This window comes from Mucilaginibacter segetis (assembly GCF_016522075.1).
Lineage (GTDB): Bacteria > Bacteroidota > Bacteroidia > Sphingobacteriales > Sphingobacteriaceae > Mucilaginibacter > Mucilaginibacter segetis.
Window position 1 is genome coordinate 708,759 of record NZ_JAEHFW010000001.1, and the last position, 17,305, is coordinate 726,063.

The window sequence follows — 17,305 nt, forward strand, 5'->3', positions numbered from 1 at the left end:
TTTATTAAAAAATGATCGGGGGAATGATCATTTAAGTATTTCCCCGATCATTTTAGTTGCTATAAAAACATACCACCTGATGCCTCTATGCGTTGCGCGTTTATCCAACGCCCATCTTCGGAACATAAAAAGGCAATTACGCCACCTATATCGTCCGGCTGTCCGGGTCTGCCCAGGGCGGTAATTGATGAAATAAAATCGTGCATACCGGGGTGACTGTCGAATGCTCGTTTAGTAAAGTCAGTCTCTATGATTCCGGGCGCAACTAAGTTAGCCGCAATGCCGCGGCTACCCAGTTCTTTTGCCAGGTATTTAGTGAATACTTCAATAGCACCTTTCATAGATGCGTAAGCTGCATAACCGGGTGTTGCAAAACGCGTAAGCCCGGTTGACAAGTTAATAATACGGCCACCATCGGCAATTACATCCAACAACGTTTGGGTTAAAAAGTAAACGCCTTTAAAGTGTACATTAAAAAGATTATCAAAGTCTTCTTCGGTAGTTTGGGCAAACGGTGATGCGGCATCGATCCCTGCATTATTTACTAAAAAATCGAAGGTTGATCTTTCCCACTTCTCTTTAAGCAATTTTATAAGCTGTTGTTTGAAATTTGCAAAGGTGTTTACTTTTCCGGTATCCAGTTGTAAAGCTCCTGCTTTAAGTCCAAGGGCTTCTATCTCTTTCACCACAGCTTCGGCTTCCTCTTTTTTGCTGCGGTAGGTGATGATCACATCGTTACCCTTTGCCGCTAATTTTAACGCGGCGTTTTTTCCCAAACCGCGGCTGCCTCCGGTTATTAAGGCTATTTTATTTGTTGTTTCCATTTTGCTGTTTTTTAATAATGATACAAAGTTGCAGCAAAAAGGTGTCTTAAAATGGTGACTACTTCAGTTTAAATGGTGACAGTTTCAGTATTTTCAAGAATGGTAATATTATTAATGACTTAAAGCCGTCTCGTATAATTGTTCGCGATATTGTTTTGGCGTTACTCCTTCAAAACGTTTAAAGAATTTAGTGAAATTAGACGGGTCGAAAGTAAGCTTTAACGCGATCGCCTTTATCGGGATATTTTGTTGCAGCATATTTTTAGCGAGCACCATTATTTTATCCTCAAAAAACCAGCAGGGCGCTTTCCCTGTAGTGAGTTTAATGGTATTACTGAGGTGGGTAGGATGGATGTGCAAAATTTCGGCGAAATCCCGTATTTCCAGCATATCATCAACCCTGCCCTGTATTACATCATCGAGGTGCTTGTCCACTTCTTTTAAAAAGTCGGCGGTTATTTCATGTTGCCTGGCAAGTATCTTTTTGGGGATGGATGTTGGCATGTGTGTTAAAGTTGGAATTACACACAAATTAACAATTAATAATTGAGGATGATAAATACCATAGTGCAATATCCGGCTAAGCCCCGCTCCGTATCATTCCCCTAATTCGAAAGCGAGGCCGCTAAATAGCCGGATATTGTATGCACAGATAGATGTATTGTTATAAAATAATGTGTTGATCGATATTTACCTGGTAATACTAAGCATGTAGCAGGGCTGTACCTAATAAAAGCAGGCAAATCACGAAAAGCAAATACATAATTAAAATTTTCATAGTATGTGCGTTTTTGATAGTGCTAAATTCAGGAAATATGCCAACGGGGGCAACCGTGTTTTCACGGTATTTAAAGGGCGTTATAACTGTGATGAATTATTTATCAACCGGTTCTGCCTTTTTTAAAGGTTCACTATCTACGCTGATCAATTCTTTTTCTTCAGTTAAAGCCTCGGCAGGGGCGGCGGCATAATTAAGTTTACGGAAGCGCCATATTGCAAAGGCGGGTTCCTGCATACGGCCTATAAGCTTAAAAAATTTAGGAAAATTATGCACTTCATCTAAAAGTACACCGGTAACAATGCCATTATTATCCAGTATTTCACGTATGGTGTACTCCTTGTCTTTGGTTATCCATATCTCAAAGTCGCGCCTTATCTCTGTGCTTTTATCAGCATCAATTTTATCGTTTATACAAATTACTTTATCGCCCGGCCTCATAATAAATAATCAAAATTCAAAAGTAAAAATTCAACAGCAAATAATGCAGATAGTTTTAAAAGAGAAACTTGAAATGGTATATCAAACATTAATTACCGGTTGGCATGGCCACATAAAAAGTAGTGCCGTGGTTTTGTGTGCTCTCCAGCCATATGCGTCCGCCCTGCATCTCAGTAAATTCCTTACACAGTAAAAGCCCTAAACCTACCCCTTTCTCCCTTTCGGTACCGAAGGTGGATTCCGCTCTTAACGAGAACAGTTCGTTTCGTTTTTCATCTGTTATACCAATACCGTTATCGCTCACAATAAGCCAGCATTCACCATCCTTTTGCTCGGCCTTAAAGTAAATGCTGCCGCCGGGCCGGGTAAATTTAATAGCGTTATTCAGCAGGTTACGTATTACCAGTTGCAGCATGTCATTATCAGCTATTATTTTGGTATCCCAATCTAAATCGGCGGTTAGGGTGATGTTTTTTTTGAGCGCAATGGATCTGTCAAGCTCCAGGGTATTAAAAAGCGCATCCCTTAGGGTTACATAACCCAGCTTAACACTTACGCCGCCCATTTGCCCTTTAGACCACATTAATAACTTACCCAGCATATCAATAGTGCGGCGTGTTACTTTCAGCAGGTCGTCTTCCACTAATTTACGCTCTGCCGTATCCAGCTCATATTCGGTAACCAGTTCCAGGTAGTTTTGGATATTACTAAGCGGTGATCTCAGATCATGCGCTATTATGGACATTAGTTTATTACGTTCTGTATTTATGCGTTCCAGTTCCTGGTTCTGCTCTATTATTTGCTGGTTCTTTTTTTGTATAGCTTCTGCTTTTTCAGCAGATGAACGTTTCTCATAATCGTAATTACGTTTAAGGTAAGTAACGGTAAAGTAAATTACTATTACTACTACAACATAAGCCGAAGTAATATCCAAAAAACGGCCTTTTCTGTCTAAGTAAGTATCAGGGATAAGTTCGGGATGGTAATATTCTGTTAAGTGTAAACCAATCACCATCAAAAGATTAATACCTACCCATAGTTTTTTTTGTTTGCGTGGTACTACGCATATTAATAATAACGTGCTTAAACCCAATAGCATATCGGTAGGGCCAAAAGTGCCGGAGTTTAAAAAAAAGTTTACAGCAAACAGCAGGTTACCCACTATGGCAAATACCATAATGGCCATTTTCATTTTACCGTGATGGCGAGATACATAATATAGCAGTATAAAAACGCAAAAGGTAACTAAACTCGCAAATGCTACATAAGGTAAGCCGATAATCCAGTTAAAAGGAACATTATAAGCAAGAGCAAACAGGGCAACTATACAAAGTGAATGAAATATCCGGCCCTCAAGCGGAAACTCTGTAGTTGAACCTACCAGCCTTATCCAAAGCTTATTAATATTTGCTAAAAAGCTCAAAACAGATTTTTTTATTAGGGATCATCACAAGGTTACATATAATATTTAAAAGTGCTAAAACACGCTTTAAATAAACTTTTTATAAAATTTATATCATATATAATATAAAGAAAACTATAAATTTAAGTAAACCAGCGCTAAAAAAAACATAAGGTTTTTTACTTAAATTTTAAGCTGCTATCTGTCTATTTAACACCGGTTAAATTTGTTTAGGCTGGGTATTTCTCTTTTAATAAATTGCAGGAGCGCTCAATAAGTTTTTTTAGTATGTCATTGTCGATATCTTGCAGCTTTTTAATGTAAATGCAGCCCTTACCTGCTTTATATTTGCCAAATTTTGCCAGTAGATCGTTACTCTCAGTACCACCCATTATATATAAGGTTATGATATTGTTTTTGCGGGGCGAAAAACCAGCCAAGCAACTATAACCTTCATGTCCGCTGGCGTATTTGTAATTATATTTTCCAAATCCTATGATAGCCGTTCCCCACATGGTGGCAGGTTCGCCGGATGCTTCTTCCATTATATTTATCAGTTTATAACAATCGTTACATACATTTTCATCCGCAATAGTATCCAAAAAGGTTTGGGGCGTTTGCGTGGTAGGTTTGGTTTTTTGCTCGGCCATGGGGTGAGGGGTTTGGTTGATCAAATATAAAAAAATCATATTTAAAAAAAATCGCCGGGTATATGGTGTTTGGAGGATTGTACCGCTGTACTAAATTAATATCAGTTGTAATTATTTCACCAACTTTTGAGGTTTGAATTTTTATTTTTGAATTTATATGGAAATACGGAGGGCCAAACTAACTGATATACCTCAGATAATGAACATTATAAATGAGGTAGTGCCTATTATGATTGCAGCCGGTAATTTGCAATGGGATGACTATTACCCTAATGCGGAAGTTTTTAAGAACGATATATCTCTGGAGCAATTATGGGTAGCTGATATTGATGGCCGGATAGCAGGAGCTGCAGCAATTACGACAGAACAATCGCCGGAATATGCGGCCATCGGTTGGGATATTACACAAACCGCAATAGTTACACACAGGCTGGTGGTTAATCCTGAATACAGGGGGCAGGGTATAGCGGCCGCATTGTTGCAACAGGCCGAGCGGGTGGCTGTTCAAAGAAATATAAAGTTGCTGCGTATTGATACCAATACAAAAAATGAAGCCACCCAAAAGCTTTTTCCAAAAATGGGATACATTTATGCGGGGGAGATAGGTCTTGATTTTAGGCCGGGATTAAGGTTTTATTGTTATGAAAAAGAATTGACAAATGAAAATTGACATGGCCTGCCAATTTCTAAGTTGGCAGGACGAATAAGTTTTTCATATTAATTCATAAAAACACTATCTTCACTTTTCACCGGATCTCTATCACAATAATCATTTCTTAACATGAAAGAAAAAGACGAAGCATCGCGCAGGGGGTTTATCAAAAAACTGGCCACTGGGGCGGCTGCTGTAGCCGCTGGAAACAGTTTGTTAGCTGCTAATACATCAGTACAAAGCTTCCATTATCTTAAACAGCAGTATAACCAATTCGGCCCTAATGATCAGGTAAACATTGCTCTGATAGGAGGTGGGGGTATGGGTACGTCTGATACCAACACGGCATTGCAAATACCCGGTGTAAAACTGGTTGCCGTATGCGATTTGTATGATGGCCGTTTAAAAGATGCAAAAACCAAATGGGGTGCAGATATTTACACCACCAAAGTTTATAAAGAAATACTTAACCGTAAAGATATTGATGCAGTAATTGTGGCCACACCCGATCACTGGCACCAGCAAATTTCAGTTGATGCCATGCATGCCGGCAAGCATGTGTATTGTGAAAAGCCAATGGTACATTCCATAATGGAAGGCCCTGCGGTAATAAAAGCCCAGCAGGAAACCGGCAAAGTTTTTCAGGTAGGCAGCCAGGGCGTTTCCTCTTTGGGCAATGAAAAGGCCAGGGAGTTGCTTCAAAGCGGCGCTATTGGTGAATTAAACTATGCTGAGGGTTTTTGGGCACGCCGCGGAGCAGTAGAGGTTTGGCAATATCCGATCCCTGAAGATGCGTCAACCCAAACAGTAGATTGGGAAACCTATATCAGCAATACGAAAAAGCGCCCCTATGATTCTAAGCGATTTTTCCGCTGGAGAAACTACACCGACTACGGCACGGGCATGGCGGGCGATCTGTTTGTGCACCTCTTCAGTAGTTTACACTTCATTACCAACTCCATGGGGCCAAATAAAATATATGCATCAGGCGGCTTACGCTACTGGCATGATGGCCGCGAAGTACCTGACGTTTTACTGGGTACGTTCGACTATGGCAAAACCGCGATGCACCCGGCGTTTAACCTATCGTTGCGTTGTAATTTTGTGGATGGTACCAGCGGTACAACTTATCTTAAACTGGTAGGCAGCGAGGGCGCCATGGATATTACCTGGGACAGTGTAACCCTTAAACGTAATAAAATCGTGGCATCGGATGACCCCTTCTATATAGAAAAAATGAAGCAAGCCGGGCAAACAGACAGCGGTCGCAAACACATATTACCGCCTCAGGAGATCACTTACGAAGCTGAAAAAGGTTACAAAGGTGGCCCTTATGATCACATGAATAACTTTATTACCGCTATACGCAATAATGGCAAAGTTGCAGAGGATGCCATATTTGGCTACCGTGCAGCTGCACCGGCATTATTATGTAATGACAGCTATTTTAAAAATGCACCTATGTTTTGGGATCCTGAAAAGATGAAGATGGGGTAAACCTCATCCCAATCACATAACTAAAGCACTTTACGTATCCGGATAAATTTAAAAAGGCTGCACTATTTAAAGCGCAGCCTTTTTTAAATTTAACTAATTCAACTTACTGATTTAATCCGAAGGACTCCCAACCTTGTGGGGTTGTACGGGTACAGGTCATGGCCTGTGTGCCGTTCTCGCTTGATACATATTTACCGTTATTGCCTTGCAAGGTTATCTTGCCATCACTGGTAACTCCCCAGGTAAATTTTTCCCAGTCGCCCGGGCTGGTACGGTTGCAGGTAATGGGTTGTGTGCCATTCTCGCTTGATACGTATTTACCCATGCTGCGCAGATAAATTTTGCCATTGCCTGCATCAAGTACAGTAAAATGTTCCCAATCGCCATCAGTAGAGCGTGTACAGGTCATGGCCTGTGTGCCGTTCTCACCGCTTACATATTTACCGTTAAAGCCTTTAAGCGATATTACGGTTCCTATAGGCGGGTTGTTACTTGGTGGCGTGGTGCCGCCGCCTAAATTGTAATGGGTGTAGGTAGTAAAGCCTAAAAAGGTATTATCGGCTGGAGCTCCGAGCGGATCGTGAAGGTCTCTTAGCGCACCCATGTTTGAAGTTCCGTAATGGTGGTAAGCCACCTCGATACCGCCGTATACCGCGCTGTTGGTGGTGCAATAATCGCAGCTGATGTTCTGAAAAAATGAGCGGTACATAAAATCATAGCCGGCACTTATACGGTTTGACAAAGCGGTATATAATGAGTTATCGCCCTGCATAGCCGCAATTTCAGCAGCATAAGTAAAACCGGTTAAAGAATATTGATAATGCACACAATCAGTTCGGTCGCATTCCTCGGGCATTGTACCATCTGAGTGTATCATGTTGGGCATAGTGATGTTCAGCTCGTTTTCGCCATCATTAAATACATTGGCGCTGTTCAGAAAAACGCCAATAGCCATTTTTGCATATCCTGCAGATACGTTCCAGTTGTTGTTATAGTTATAACCGTCGCTGCCAAAGGTGTGGTTAATGTAATTGTTTTTTACATTGTTAAGATAGTTGCTAAAGGTATTGATATCCGCCTGCGACCAGTTAGCAGATACTCCATTTGGCTGATAATACCGGATGATCTCGGCAGCAGCCACAAAGCTCGGTGTGGTCCATGATGCCTCCAGATCTGGTTGATGAGGATTGTCGGACGCATCAATAGGAGCGTAGTTCTGGAAAGTGGATGCCCACCCATTCAGGATGAACTTACATTTATCCGACCATTGTGTATCGCCTGTTTTAGCAAAACGAAGGGCCAGCGCGTAAGCCAGTACAGCATCCTTCCTGATCTGTGATTTCGACGGGCTGGTATGACCGTTAGAACCCACATAAACAGTAGAATAAAATTGTGTTGGCATAGGGTTGTTATCAATAAAATCGATCACTTTTTGATAAGCCGCACTGCGTACAGGATCGCCGCTGTTTGCCTGGCTGCGTATCAGATCAAGATTAGCCGCAGTGTTTAACACACCCGGATGTACAAATGAGGTTACCGAGCGAGGCACAGTTGATGTTGCTGTTTCTGCATTTGTTGAAGCATCGTTAGTTACTAATGATTTTTTACATTGGGTAAAAAACAGGGCTGCAGTAAGTAACAGGATGCAACCCACCCAATAAGAAAGGTTAGTTTTCTTCATAATAAAATTTAATAGTTGGTTATAGATATAGTTAGTTCACATTTGGTGTTCTCCCGGATGAGGCGATATGCGCCAATCGGAAAAAATTGGTCATCAGCGCCTTTTGCGCCGAATTGTTAGATCAAAACTATTTAACTAAAAAGTAAGATTGTAGTGTTTTCGGCAATTTATTTACGATAACGTTTTCGCAATTGTTTGTTAAACAAGTACTTAAATTATAAAAAAGTACCCTCAGCTTACTTAAAAGATAAATAATGTTTTACTCTGGTAATTATGAGCAGTGTATTAATGACTCGAATTTTTGCTCATTGAAAATGCAATCTGCTGCTAAATATGTAAGGATTTGTATTATCATAAATCGTAAAAACAATTTGCTGTAAATAGTTATTTTTGCGGGCTATGAGTATTGCTAAAACATATTTGCCTAAAGAAGCCGAAGAGAAATGGTATAGTTACTGGTTGCAGCACAATTTCTTCAGGTCGGTACCTGACGAGCGCGAACCTTACACTATTGTTATACCGCCGCCAAATGTTACCGGGGTATTGCACATGGGGCATATGCTTAATAATACCATACAGGATGTGTTGATACGCCGGGCACGTATGCTGGGCAAAAATGCTTGCTGGGTACCAGGCACCGACCACGCCAGTATTGCTACCGAAGCCAAGGTTGTTGCTATGCTTAAAGAGCGCGGTATCAATAAAAAAGACCTGAGCCGCGAAGAATTTTTAAGTTATGCATGGGAGTGGAAAGAGAAATATGGCGGCATTATTTTAGAACAGTTAAAAAAATTAGGTGCATCGTGCGATTGGGAACGTACCAGGTTTACAATGGACGATGATATGAGCGAGGCCGTTACCGATGTTTTTATACGCTTGTATAAAAAAGGCTGGATATACCGCGGTGTGCGCATGGTTAACTGGGATCCGCAGGGGAAGACCGCTGTTAGTGATGAGGAAGTTATCCGTAAAGAAGTAAATCAAAAGTTGTATTACATACGCTATGCATTAAGTCAGGAAGATGGTCTATCCGAAAGCGGGGGAAAGGATCATCTCATTATTGCGACTACCCGGCCCGAAACTATTATGGCCGATGCGGCTATCTGTATCAATCCCAATGATGAACGTTACATACATCTACATGGCAAAAAAGTATTTATTCCTTTAATTAATCGTGAAATACCGGTAATACTGGATGATTATGTTACTATGGATTTTGGTACGGGTTGTTTGAAAGTTACTCCTGCACATGATTTAAACGACTATGAACTTGGCCAGCGCCATCATTTGCCTGTTATTGATATTTTAAATGATGATGGTACGCTTAATGAAAATGCCCAAATTTTAGTTGGTGAAGACCGTTTTGCCGCACGTAAAAAAATAGCGGTACTGCTTGAAGAGGCAGGCGCGCTGGAAAAAACTGAAGATTATACTTCGCAGGTGGGCTTTAGCGAGCGTACTAATGCCGCTATTGAACCTAAGTTGAGCATGCAATGGTTCTGCAAAATGCAGGAAATGGCCAAGCCTGCACTTGATTATGTACTTAATGGCGATGTTAAGCTAATACCTGATAAGTTTATTAATACTTACCGCCACTGGATGGAGAACGTGCGCGACTGGAACATTAGCCGCCAGTTATGGTGGGGGCAGCGTATACCGGCCTATTATTTGCCTAACGGCGAATATGTAATTGCCAAAACCATTGAAGAAGCTTTAGAGGAAGCGAAAGCTATTACTCAAAATCCGGATATTACAGCTAAAGATCTGAGGCAGGAAGACGACGTGGTTGATACCTGGTTCTCCTCATGGTTATGGCCTATCTCGGTTTTCGATGGTGTGAAAAATCCTGATAATGCCGAGATCAACTATTACTACCCCACTAATGATCTGGTAACTGCACCCGAAATATTGTTTTTTTGGGTGGCGCGTATGCTAATGGCAGGGCACGAATTGCGCGGACAAGCGCCTTTTAAAAACGTTTATCTTACCGGGATAGTGAGGGATAAACAAGGTCGTAAAATGTCTAAGTCGTTAGGTAATTCGCCCGATCCGCTTGAATTGATAGATAAATACGGAGCTGACGGGGTACGGGTAGGAATGCTGTTATGCTCACCGGCCGGTAACGACCTTATGTTTGATGAGAGTTATTGCGAACAAGGCCGTAATTTCTTTAACAAAGTATGGAACGCCTTTAAGCTGGTGAAAGGCTGGGAGGTAAACGATAAATTAAGTAATCCGAATGCGATAGCGATAGAATGGTTTGAGAGCCGTTTTAACCAGGCGTTAACAGAGATCGAGGAGAACTTTGCGCAATACCGTTTGTCGGAAGCTTTGATGGCTACCTACAAATTAGTATGGGATGATTTTTGCGCTTGGTACCTGGAAATGATTAAACCGGCTTATCAGCAGCCGATAGATAAAGAAACTTATAACCGTACTATTACCCTTTTTGAGAATATACTGAAGGTGTTACATCCGTTTATGCCTTTTATAACCGAAGAGCTTTGGCACGACGAATTGTTTGGAGAACGCACCGAAAGTGATTGCTGTATTGTGGCGCAATTGCCATTAAACGGGCAAGTAAATACCCAACTTATTAATGAGATAGGGGTAATTCAACAAATAATTGCAAATATTCGTAATGTTCGTAATAGTAAACAAATCTCTCCTAAAGAATCCTTACCCCTTGCGGTTAAAGCTACATCAGGTATTGATTATATAAAATATGAACCTATTATTAAACAATTAGGCAATATAGATTCATTTACACATACACAGGAACAGGTAGAAGGCGCTGTTAACTTTATTGGCGGTACAGATAATTTTTATATTACACTTAATATAGCGGTTGACAAAGAGGCAGAACAAAAGCGTTTAGAAAAGGAAAGGGACTATCTTACCGGCTTTTTAAAATCCGTTAATGCAAAGCTTAATAATGAACGTTTTATGGCAAATGCTAAACCGGAAATTATAGAGAATGAATTAAAAAAGCGAACAGATGCTGAGGTCAAGCTAAAAATTGTTGAAGATAACCTAAGCGGATTGGCCGATTAATTGCATTAGTATAAGGCTATTAAAAAACATATTGCGTATATTAATCCGCCATATTTATTTTTAATATATAATTAAATACAGCCTGAGTGTACTGAAGTGAATTTTTTTAATTTTTCGATTAATAAAATACTTATAAAAGACCTTTCGATTCTCGATCAGGCTCGCATACGCTTGCTTTATTATGGTTTCTCGCTGGTATTTGTGGCACTTGGAGCAATGTTCCTTAGTGTTTATTTCCAGGATTTGCCCATTATGTCGGCAACGGCAGGTGCGCTCATGATTTGCATTGCCTGCTTATTTAAATATTTAACCTATAAACCGCAATGGCGAACCATATCACATATCCTTTTGGGCATTGGTACCCTTGTAAATCTTGCCACGGTGTTTATTATAATGCAGGAGGTAAATATTATTACCATTCAGGTAATCATACTGGTTATTGTATTTAGTTTTTACATGCTCGGGCAAAGCTGGGGAATGTTTTATTCCCTGCTTAATTTACTGCCGGTTTTATTGTTTTTGGTTATGGTGTATGACCATAATTATTTTATTGATTTTAAACCTGAGAAAGCCGATCAGGGAACTATTATCATTGGTGTTTTTGCCAATTTTATGCTGATCATATTTATTCACAGCCATTTTTATACCGCATTTATACGCAATATAAAACAGCTGAAGGATACCAGCGAGGAACAGGCTGCATTGAATATAAAATTTGAAAAGGCTATAGAGAAAGCCGAGAAATCATCACAGGTACAGTCTGAATTTTTATCAACCATGTCGCATGAGATAAGAACACCATTGAATGCGGTGATAGGAATGAGCAATTTGCTGATGATGAGCAACCCCCGCCCAGATCAGGCCGAAAATCTGGATATATTAAAATTCTCTGCGAATAACCTGCTGGCCATTGTAAATGATGTGCTTGACTTTAATAAAATAGAATCGGGCAAGGTGGTTTTTGAAAAAATAAAGTTTAACCTGGTTGATCTTTTGCAGAATATTTGCGGAGGGCAAATTATTAAAGCTGAAGAAAAGGGGCTTATATTTAAGGTGGATGTTGACAGTGCTTTAAAAAGAAAAGTGATTTTCGGTGATCCAACCCGGTTAACCCAAATCATCTTTAACCTGGTAAGTAACGCTATTAAATTCACATCGCAGGGTAGTGTTTGGGTGAGGGCAACCTGCCTTGAGGATAGGCATAACACCATAACAGTGAGTTTTTCTGTTAAGGATACCGGAATAGGCATAAAAAAGGAAAATTTAGAAGGCATTTTTGAACCCTTCACTCAGGAGTCTATCACCACTACCCGTCAATATGGCGGAACAGGTTTGGGGCTGGCTATAGTAAAGCGCCTGCTGGAGTTGCAGGGCTTGCAAATGCACGTGCAAAGCAAGGTGAACGAAGGTTCAGAGTTTTCTTTTAATATAGAGTTCCCGGTATCAACGGAGGTCGCACCTGCCCCAGTTGCAAAACCCGAATTGCAGTCTGCTATTCCTGATGAGAATATGGGCGGTGGGCTGCGTGTACTTATAGCTGAAGATAACCCGGTTAACGTAATGTTGATGAAGAAGCTATTAAGTAAATGGAAAATTGTGCCAACAATTGCCGAAAATGGCGAACGTGCAGTGGAGATTATGCAGTACGGTAATTTTGATATTATTTTGATGGATCTGCAAATGCCGGTAATGAATGGTTTTGACGCCTCAATAGAAATCAGGAAAATGCCTGATCCTGCAAAGGCCAATATCCCTATTATTGCTTTAACCGCCTCCGCCCTGTTTGACATACGCGAGCAGGTACAAAACGCCGGGATGAATGATTATGTTGCCAAACCATTTAAACCTGATGAATTAATGGAAAAGATACAGAATTTGGTAGCCGCCGTTTAACTGCGTTTATCGGTATAACGGCAATTCTTTTATAAACTGATAGCTTTCCTGTTCAAAATTAATACGGCAATAATAGTGCTGCAGCCCGTTAGTTACCACTAATAAGTTTACTTTATGTACCATGTTGTAACGTGCGGCCTGGTCAAATGTGGATTGACTTATAGATACCGATGGCGCTTTACACTCCACCAATAATATTTTTTGTCCTGATGAGTTGTGAACTACAATATCCGACCGTTTGGCCATGCCGTGTAATTTAAGCCCGCCTTCCAGTTTAATAAGCGAGCGCGGATAATTTTTCTCTTGAATTAAATACTGCACAAAATGCTGCCTCACCCATTCTTCGGGGGTAAGGATGATGTTTTTTTTGCGCAGTTCATCAAAGATGCTCAGTTGCCCGTTATCATCAGTTAGTTTAAACGGATATGGCGGCAGGTTTAGCGGTTGTAGCAATTCCATTTTACATCAAAAGTAAAATTTAATATACAAAGCGGAAGCGAAAGAGCGGCCTATTTGATTTTAATACTCGCATTTAACTTTAACTTTTTACTTTTGGCTATTCCATGAATGCAACCGACATTATTAAAGATCTAAAGGGCCGCAAATTTAAACCTATTTATTTGCTGCATGGCGAAGAGCCGTATTTTATTGATCAGATAAGTAATTATATTGAGCATCATATATTAAGTGAAGCCGAAAAAAGCTTCAACCAAACCATTTTATATGGTAAGGATACTGATATTATGACGGCTATAAATGTCGCCAAGCGTTACCCCATGATGTCGGATTATCAGATTGTAATGGTAAAGGAAGCTCAGGATATGAAATGGGGCCGGGAGGATGATGACAAAAAAAATATTAACCCTGTTTTAAGTTACCTGGAGAATCCCTTATCAAGTACCATATTGGTTTTTTGCTATAAATACGGCAAGTTTGATAAGCGCAAAAAAACATATAAGGCGATAGACAAGAATGGGTTGGTATTCGAATCGGCAGCGATGTATGACAGCAAAATACCCGCATGGATAGAGAGCTTTATAACAGCCAAAAAATACCGTATTAACCAGCAGGCATGCGTTATGCTGGCAGAGTATTTAGGTAATAACCTGTCGAAAATAGCTAACGAACTGGATAAGTTAATGCTGAATATGGATCCCGGACAGGAAATAACCCTGAAAAACATACATGATAATATCGGGATAAGTAAGGAATATAATGTTTTTGAATTGCAGGCTGCATTAACTAAAAGGGATGTTTATAAAGCCAATCAAATTATTAATTACTTTGAAGCCAATCCTAAGGCAAATCCTATTGTGCTGGTATTGGGTAACCTGAATAATTTTTTCAGTAAAGTGCTGGCATATCATTATGTAAAAGACAGATCGCCACAAAACCTGGCACGTGAAATTGGAGTTAACCCTTACTTTGTAAAAGATTATGAACAAGCCGCACGGAATTATAACTGGGGTAAAACGGTACAGGTAATAAGCCTGTTACGGGAGTATGATCTGAAGAGCAAGGGAGTGGATTCCAACACCGATCACGGTGGACTTTTACGCGAGCTGATGTTTAAAATATTACACTGAAGGGAAATGCGAATTATATAGTACTTTCCACATTTTTGTTGATCTCTTTTATCACATTATCCAGTTCTGTAGCACTTTTTCGCAGCATTTTCAGCGGATGTTCAAAATGTTTATCGTTATGCAAACTGTCTTCAAGTGAATTAATTATACCCAATATATTGGCTAACGGCTTGCGTATAAGGTGGGAATTAATATACGCGATGCGGTTAAGACTTTGATTCTTTAAATTTATCTGCTCCTCATCGTGCTTTTGGCTGGTAATGTCCTGAAAGTATATGGCAACACTATCTGTCCCCGGATAGACTGTAAAGCACAACCATTTTTCCAGCGGCGATATATATTCGTCAAATTTTATGGTTTCCTTCTTTTTAAAAGAGTTATTTATTGCTTTAAATAAAGTAAGTTCCCGGTAATAGGAATGAGCCGACCATAGCTTTTTATTTAATATAGTTTCCCGTTTTAAATTAAGTATACGTTCTGCCTCTTTGTTCCAATATTTTACACGGTATTTACTGTCGAGTGTAAAAAAGCCATCAGTAATACTTTCCAATGTCTCATTTATCCTGTCCACCGCTTCCGTCAGTTTTATATCTTTAAGTTTCTGCTGGGTTATATCGTGTACAATTACCATTCGGCAAAGCCCACCCTGGTAGGTAATGGTATATGAAGTGATATTTACATGTATAATTTTACCATCTTTTTTAATATGAGTTAGCTCTTTTTTTATGGTTTGATTGTGGCGTATACGCTTTATAAGGTTCAGCATATCCTGTTGTTCATAAACAGGTCTTATATCGGCAAGAGTTATTTTATGTAAAAATTCATAACGAGTATAACCGTAATGCTTAACGGCAGCTTCGTTTACTTCTTTAAACTTAAGAGTATCTACCTCAACAATCCACATAGGATTGGGATTGTGATGAAAAAGCACATTAAAGCTAATGTCGGTATCACGTATCTGTAATTGCATAGATAGTAATTGTGTCAGAAAAGTAGCTTACGTAAGTATTGTTATAGCTGGTATTTCTAAAGTACAAATATTAACTAATATTTACATAAACAAAGTTTATTTAGGTTATATTTTCGCTAAATGACAATATTGGTAAAAAATATTTTTTAATTACATTTAAAGGCAACCTGTAAATAATTTTATCGTAATAAATAATAAACAAACCTTACATGCACTCATGAATACCTATTTAATTGTCGCTTTTGTATTATTAGGAATAACTTCTGTTTTAATATTCGGCGTACTTTTTTTCAGCATTCTTAAATACATCAAAAAAAAGTATTACCCCACCTGGAAATTCCCCGATTATGTCAGCGTAGGTTATGCTGAATATTTATATCATAAGTTCATAAAAAGAGATTTGAAATAATATCACTGATTGTAAATTTCTTATTTCCCCGGCTTTTTGCCATTTTTACAGCCATATAAAATTCACTTATAAATGAATCATTGGCTGGTAAAATCGGAACCCATAAAATATAGCTGGGAAAAATTCAATAAAGAAGGACGTACTTTTTGGGACGGTGTGCGTAATTACCAGGCACGCAATAATATGAAACTGATGAAAACCGGCGACCTTGTGTTGTATTACCACAGTAACGAGGGGAAGGCCGTAGTAGGCATTGCGCGCGTGGTTAAGGAGTTTTATCAGGACCCCACCACACCAGATCCTAACTGGGTGGTAGTTGATCTGGAGCCTGTTGAGGGCCTTAAACGCCCGGTTACGCTTGAGGAAATAAAAGCGGATGAACGTTTAAAGGACGTTGGACTGGTAAGGCAGGGCCGTTTATCGGTAATGCCGCTTAAGCCTGAGGAGTTTGACCGTATACTGGAACTTGCCGCTAATTAATCAGGATACCTAACAGCAACCTTAAAACTTTCCGTAAAAATTATTGATATCGAAATATACTGATAGCTCCTTGCCGTCGGCTGTAGTGATATTAATGATATCGTATGGTCGTTTATCTTTATACGTAAGCGCCTGGCTGCGTGTTTTATAACCCGGATAATGTTCCTTTAACCATGCATACTCTGCATCAATACCCGGTTTCTCGTGTGTTTCGGTTATAATTACAGCCGTCTCATAGGATTTGCCATCCTGCGGATGATTGGCACTAAAAACTTTTTTTGTGCTTGAACATGATGCTAAAACAAATACAGAGCAAAGTAGCAGCAGGTAAAATTTTTTCATATTGCGGTTAGGTTTATTAGTATAAATCTAACCATTTTTTATATATCAGGGAATTATTCCAGCGATAGCGAAATAAATATTTGCTGTATATATTAAAACAAAACTATTTTTTTTGAGCAGCAAAGAACAAAGCTTTAAGCTCAGTAGCGTCATCGGGTTTCATTTTGCCGCCCAGTATGAGGCGTAATTGCCTGCGTCGTAATGCACCATCGTATAATTCGGTTTCTTCGGCCGTCTCAGGTTCTATAGATGGTACGGGTATGGTACGGCCATTCTGATCTAAAGCCACAAAAGTGTAGTAGGCCTCATTACTTTTAGCACGCGTTCCGGAAGGGATATTTTCGGCATAAACATCAAGCCTAACCTCAACCGAAGTATTAAAAGCTCTCGATACTTTGGCCTCAATGGTAATTACATCGCCCAGTTTGATAGGGTGATGAAAGGAAACATTATCTACCGAGGCGGTTACCACAATACGGTTACAATGCTTTTGTGCCGATATAGCAGCTGCAATATCCATCCAGTGGAGCAAACGCCCGCCCATTAAATTATTAAGCGTGTTGGTATCATTCGGTAATACCAGTTCATTCATTATCGTGAACGATTCTTTGGGCGATTTTCCTTTCATGCTGCAAAGATAGTTTTT

Annotated in this window: 17 protein-coding genes; 7 read left to right on the forward strand and 10 right to left on the reverse strand. The window is 39.7% G+C overall.

The genetic code is table 11. From position 1 onward, the window contains the following. Positions 1-59: 59 nt before the first annotated feature. From I5M19_RS03395 to I5M19_RS03415, 5 genes are all read right to left on the reverse strand, one after another. Positions 60-824: an SDR family oxidoreductase gene (locus I5M19_RS03395; RefSeq protein WP_200064031.1), complete on the reverse strand. Its 765-nt coding sequence runs from the start codon at positions 822-824 to the stop codon at positions 60-62. Positions 825-935: 111 nt separating this feature from the next. Then, positions 936-1,328, reverse strand: a complete 393-nt coding sequence (locus tag I5M19_RS03400; RefSeq protein WP_200064033.1) for a helix-turn-helix domain-containing protein — start codon at positions 1,326-1,328, stop codon at positions 936-938. A gap of 370 nt (positions 1,329-1,698) precedes the next feature. Further along, positions 1,699-2,043, reverse strand: a complete 345-nt coding sequence (locus I5M19_RS03405; protein WP_200064035.1) for a hypothetical protein — start codon at positions 2,041-2,043, stop codon at positions 1,699-1,701. A gap of 88 nt (positions 2,044-2,131) precedes the next feature. Next, positions 2,132-3,466: a sensor histidine kinase gene (locus I5M19_RS03410; protein WP_200064037.1), complete on the reverse strand. Its 1,335-nt coding sequence runs from the start codon at positions 3,464-3,466 to the stop codon at positions 2,132-2,134. A gap of 209 nt (positions 3,467-3,675) precedes the next feature. Continuing rightward, positions 3,676-4,095: a DUF1801 domain-containing protein gene (locus tag I5M19_RS03415; protein WP_200064039.1), complete on the reverse strand. Its 420-nt coding sequence runs from the start codon at positions 4,093-4,095 to the stop codon at positions 3,676-3,678. 157 nt (positions 4,096-4,252) lie between these two features. Here I5M19_RS03415 and I5M19_RS03420 point away from each other — a divergent pair, with 157 nt between their 5' ends. After that, positions 4,253-4,765, forward strand: a complete 513-nt coding sequence (locus I5M19_RS03420) for a GNAT family N-acetyltransferase (RefSeq protein ID WP_200064041.1) — start codon at positions 4,253-4,255, stop codon at positions 4,763-4,765. A 111-nt stretch (positions 4,766-4,876) separates the two neighbouring features. Further along, positions 4,877-6,244 carry a Gfo/Idh/MocA family protein gene (locus I5M19_RS03425; RefSeq protein WP_200064043.1) on the forward strand — a complete coding sequence of 456 codons (1,368 nt, stop codon included), beginning with the start codon at positions 4,877-4,879 and terminating at the stop codon, positions 6,242-6,244. Between the two features lie 103 nt (positions 6,245-6,347). Here I5M19_RS03425 and I5M19_RS03430 read toward each other — a convergent pair whose 3' ends face one another. Further along, positions 6,348-7,925 (reverse strand): alginate lyase family protein, encoded by a 1,578-nt coding sequence (locus I5M19_RS03430; protein WP_200064045.1) that lies wholly within the window; start codon positions 7,923-7,925, stop codon positions 6,348-6,350. A gap of 399 nt (positions 7,926-8,324) precedes the next feature. Here I5M19_RS03430 and I5M19_RS03435 point away from each other — a divergent pair, with 399 nt between their 5' ends. Together I5M19_RS03435 and I5M19_RS18580 are read left to right on the forward strand one after the other, a co-directional pair. After that, positions 8,325-10,979, forward strand: a complete 2,655-nt coding sequence (locus I5M19_RS03435) for a valine--tRNA ligase (protein WP_200064048.1) — start codon at positions 8,325-8,327, stop codon at positions 10,977-10,979. A gap of 96 nt (positions 10,980-11,075) precedes the next feature. Next, positions 11,076-12,872: an ATP-binding protein gene (locus I5M19_RS18580; RefSeq protein ID WP_200064050.1), complete on the forward strand. Its 1,797-nt coding sequence runs from the start codon at positions 11,076-11,078 to the stop codon at positions 12,870-12,872. Between the two features lie 6 nt (positions 12,873-12,878). Here the strand turns inward: I5M19_RS18580 and I5M19_RS03445 are convergent, their stop codons facing one another. Then, positions 12,879-13,331: a type I restriction enzyme HsdR N-terminal domain-containing protein gene (locus I5M19_RS03445; protein ID WP_200064051.1), complete on the reverse strand. Its 453-nt coding sequence runs from the start codon at positions 13,329-13,331 to the stop codon at positions 12,879-12,881. 104 nt (positions 13,332-13,435) lie between these two features. Here I5M19_RS03445 and holA point away from each other — a divergent pair, with 104 nt between their 5' ends. After that, positions 13,436-14,458: a DNA polymerase III subunit delta gene (gene holA / locus I5M19_RS03450; protein WP_200064053.1), complete on the forward strand. Its 1,023-nt coding sequence runs from the start codon at positions 13,436-13,438 to the stop codon at positions 14,456-14,458. A gap of 13 nt (positions 14,459-14,471) precedes the next feature. Here the strand turns inward: holA and I5M19_RS03455 are convergent, their stop codons facing one another. Beyond that, positions 14,472-15,428 carry a PAS domain-containing protein gene (locus tag I5M19_RS03455; protein WP_200064055.1) on the reverse strand — a complete coding sequence of 319 codons (957 nt, stop codon included), beginning with the start codon at positions 15,426-15,428 and terminating at the stop codon, positions 14,472-14,474. A 217-nt stretch (positions 15,429-15,645) separates the two neighbouring features. Here I5M19_RS03455 and I5M19_RS03460 point away from each other — a divergent pair, with 217 nt between their 5' ends. Further along, on the forward strand, positions 15,646-15,837 hold the full coding sequence (locus I5M19_RS03460) for a hypothetical protein (RefSeq protein WP_200064057.1): 192 nt from the start codon (positions 15,646-15,648) through the stop codon (positions 15,835-15,837). Between the two features lie 72 nt (positions 15,838-15,909). Continuing rightward, positions 15,910-16,317 carry an EVE domain-containing protein gene (locus tag I5M19_RS03465; RefSeq protein WP_200064059.1) on the forward strand — a complete coding sequence of 136 codons (408 nt, stop codon included), beginning with the start codon at positions 15,910-15,912 and terminating at the stop codon, positions 16,315-16,317. Positions 16,318-16,338: 21 nt separating this feature from the next. Here I5M19_RS03465 and I5M19_RS03470 read toward each other — a convergent pair whose 3' ends face one another. Both I5M19_RS03470 and I5M19_RS03475 read right to left on the reverse strand, forming a co-directional pair. Continuing rightward, the gene (locus I5M19_RS03470) at positions 16,339-16,659 is read right to left on the reverse strand and encodes a hypothetical protein (RefSeq protein ID WP_200064061.1); all 321 of its coding nucleotides are present in this window, start codon (positions 16,657-16,659) and stop codon (positions 16,339-16,341) included. A gap of 103 nt (positions 16,660-16,762) precedes the next feature. Continuing rightward, positions 16,763-17,287 carry an acyl-CoA thioesterase gene (locus tag I5M19_RS03475; protein WP_200064064.1) on the reverse strand — a complete coding sequence of 175 codons (525 nt, stop codon included), beginning with the start codon at positions 17,285-17,287 and terminating at the stop codon, positions 16,763-16,765. Positions 17,288-17,305: the final 18 nt, after the last annotated feature.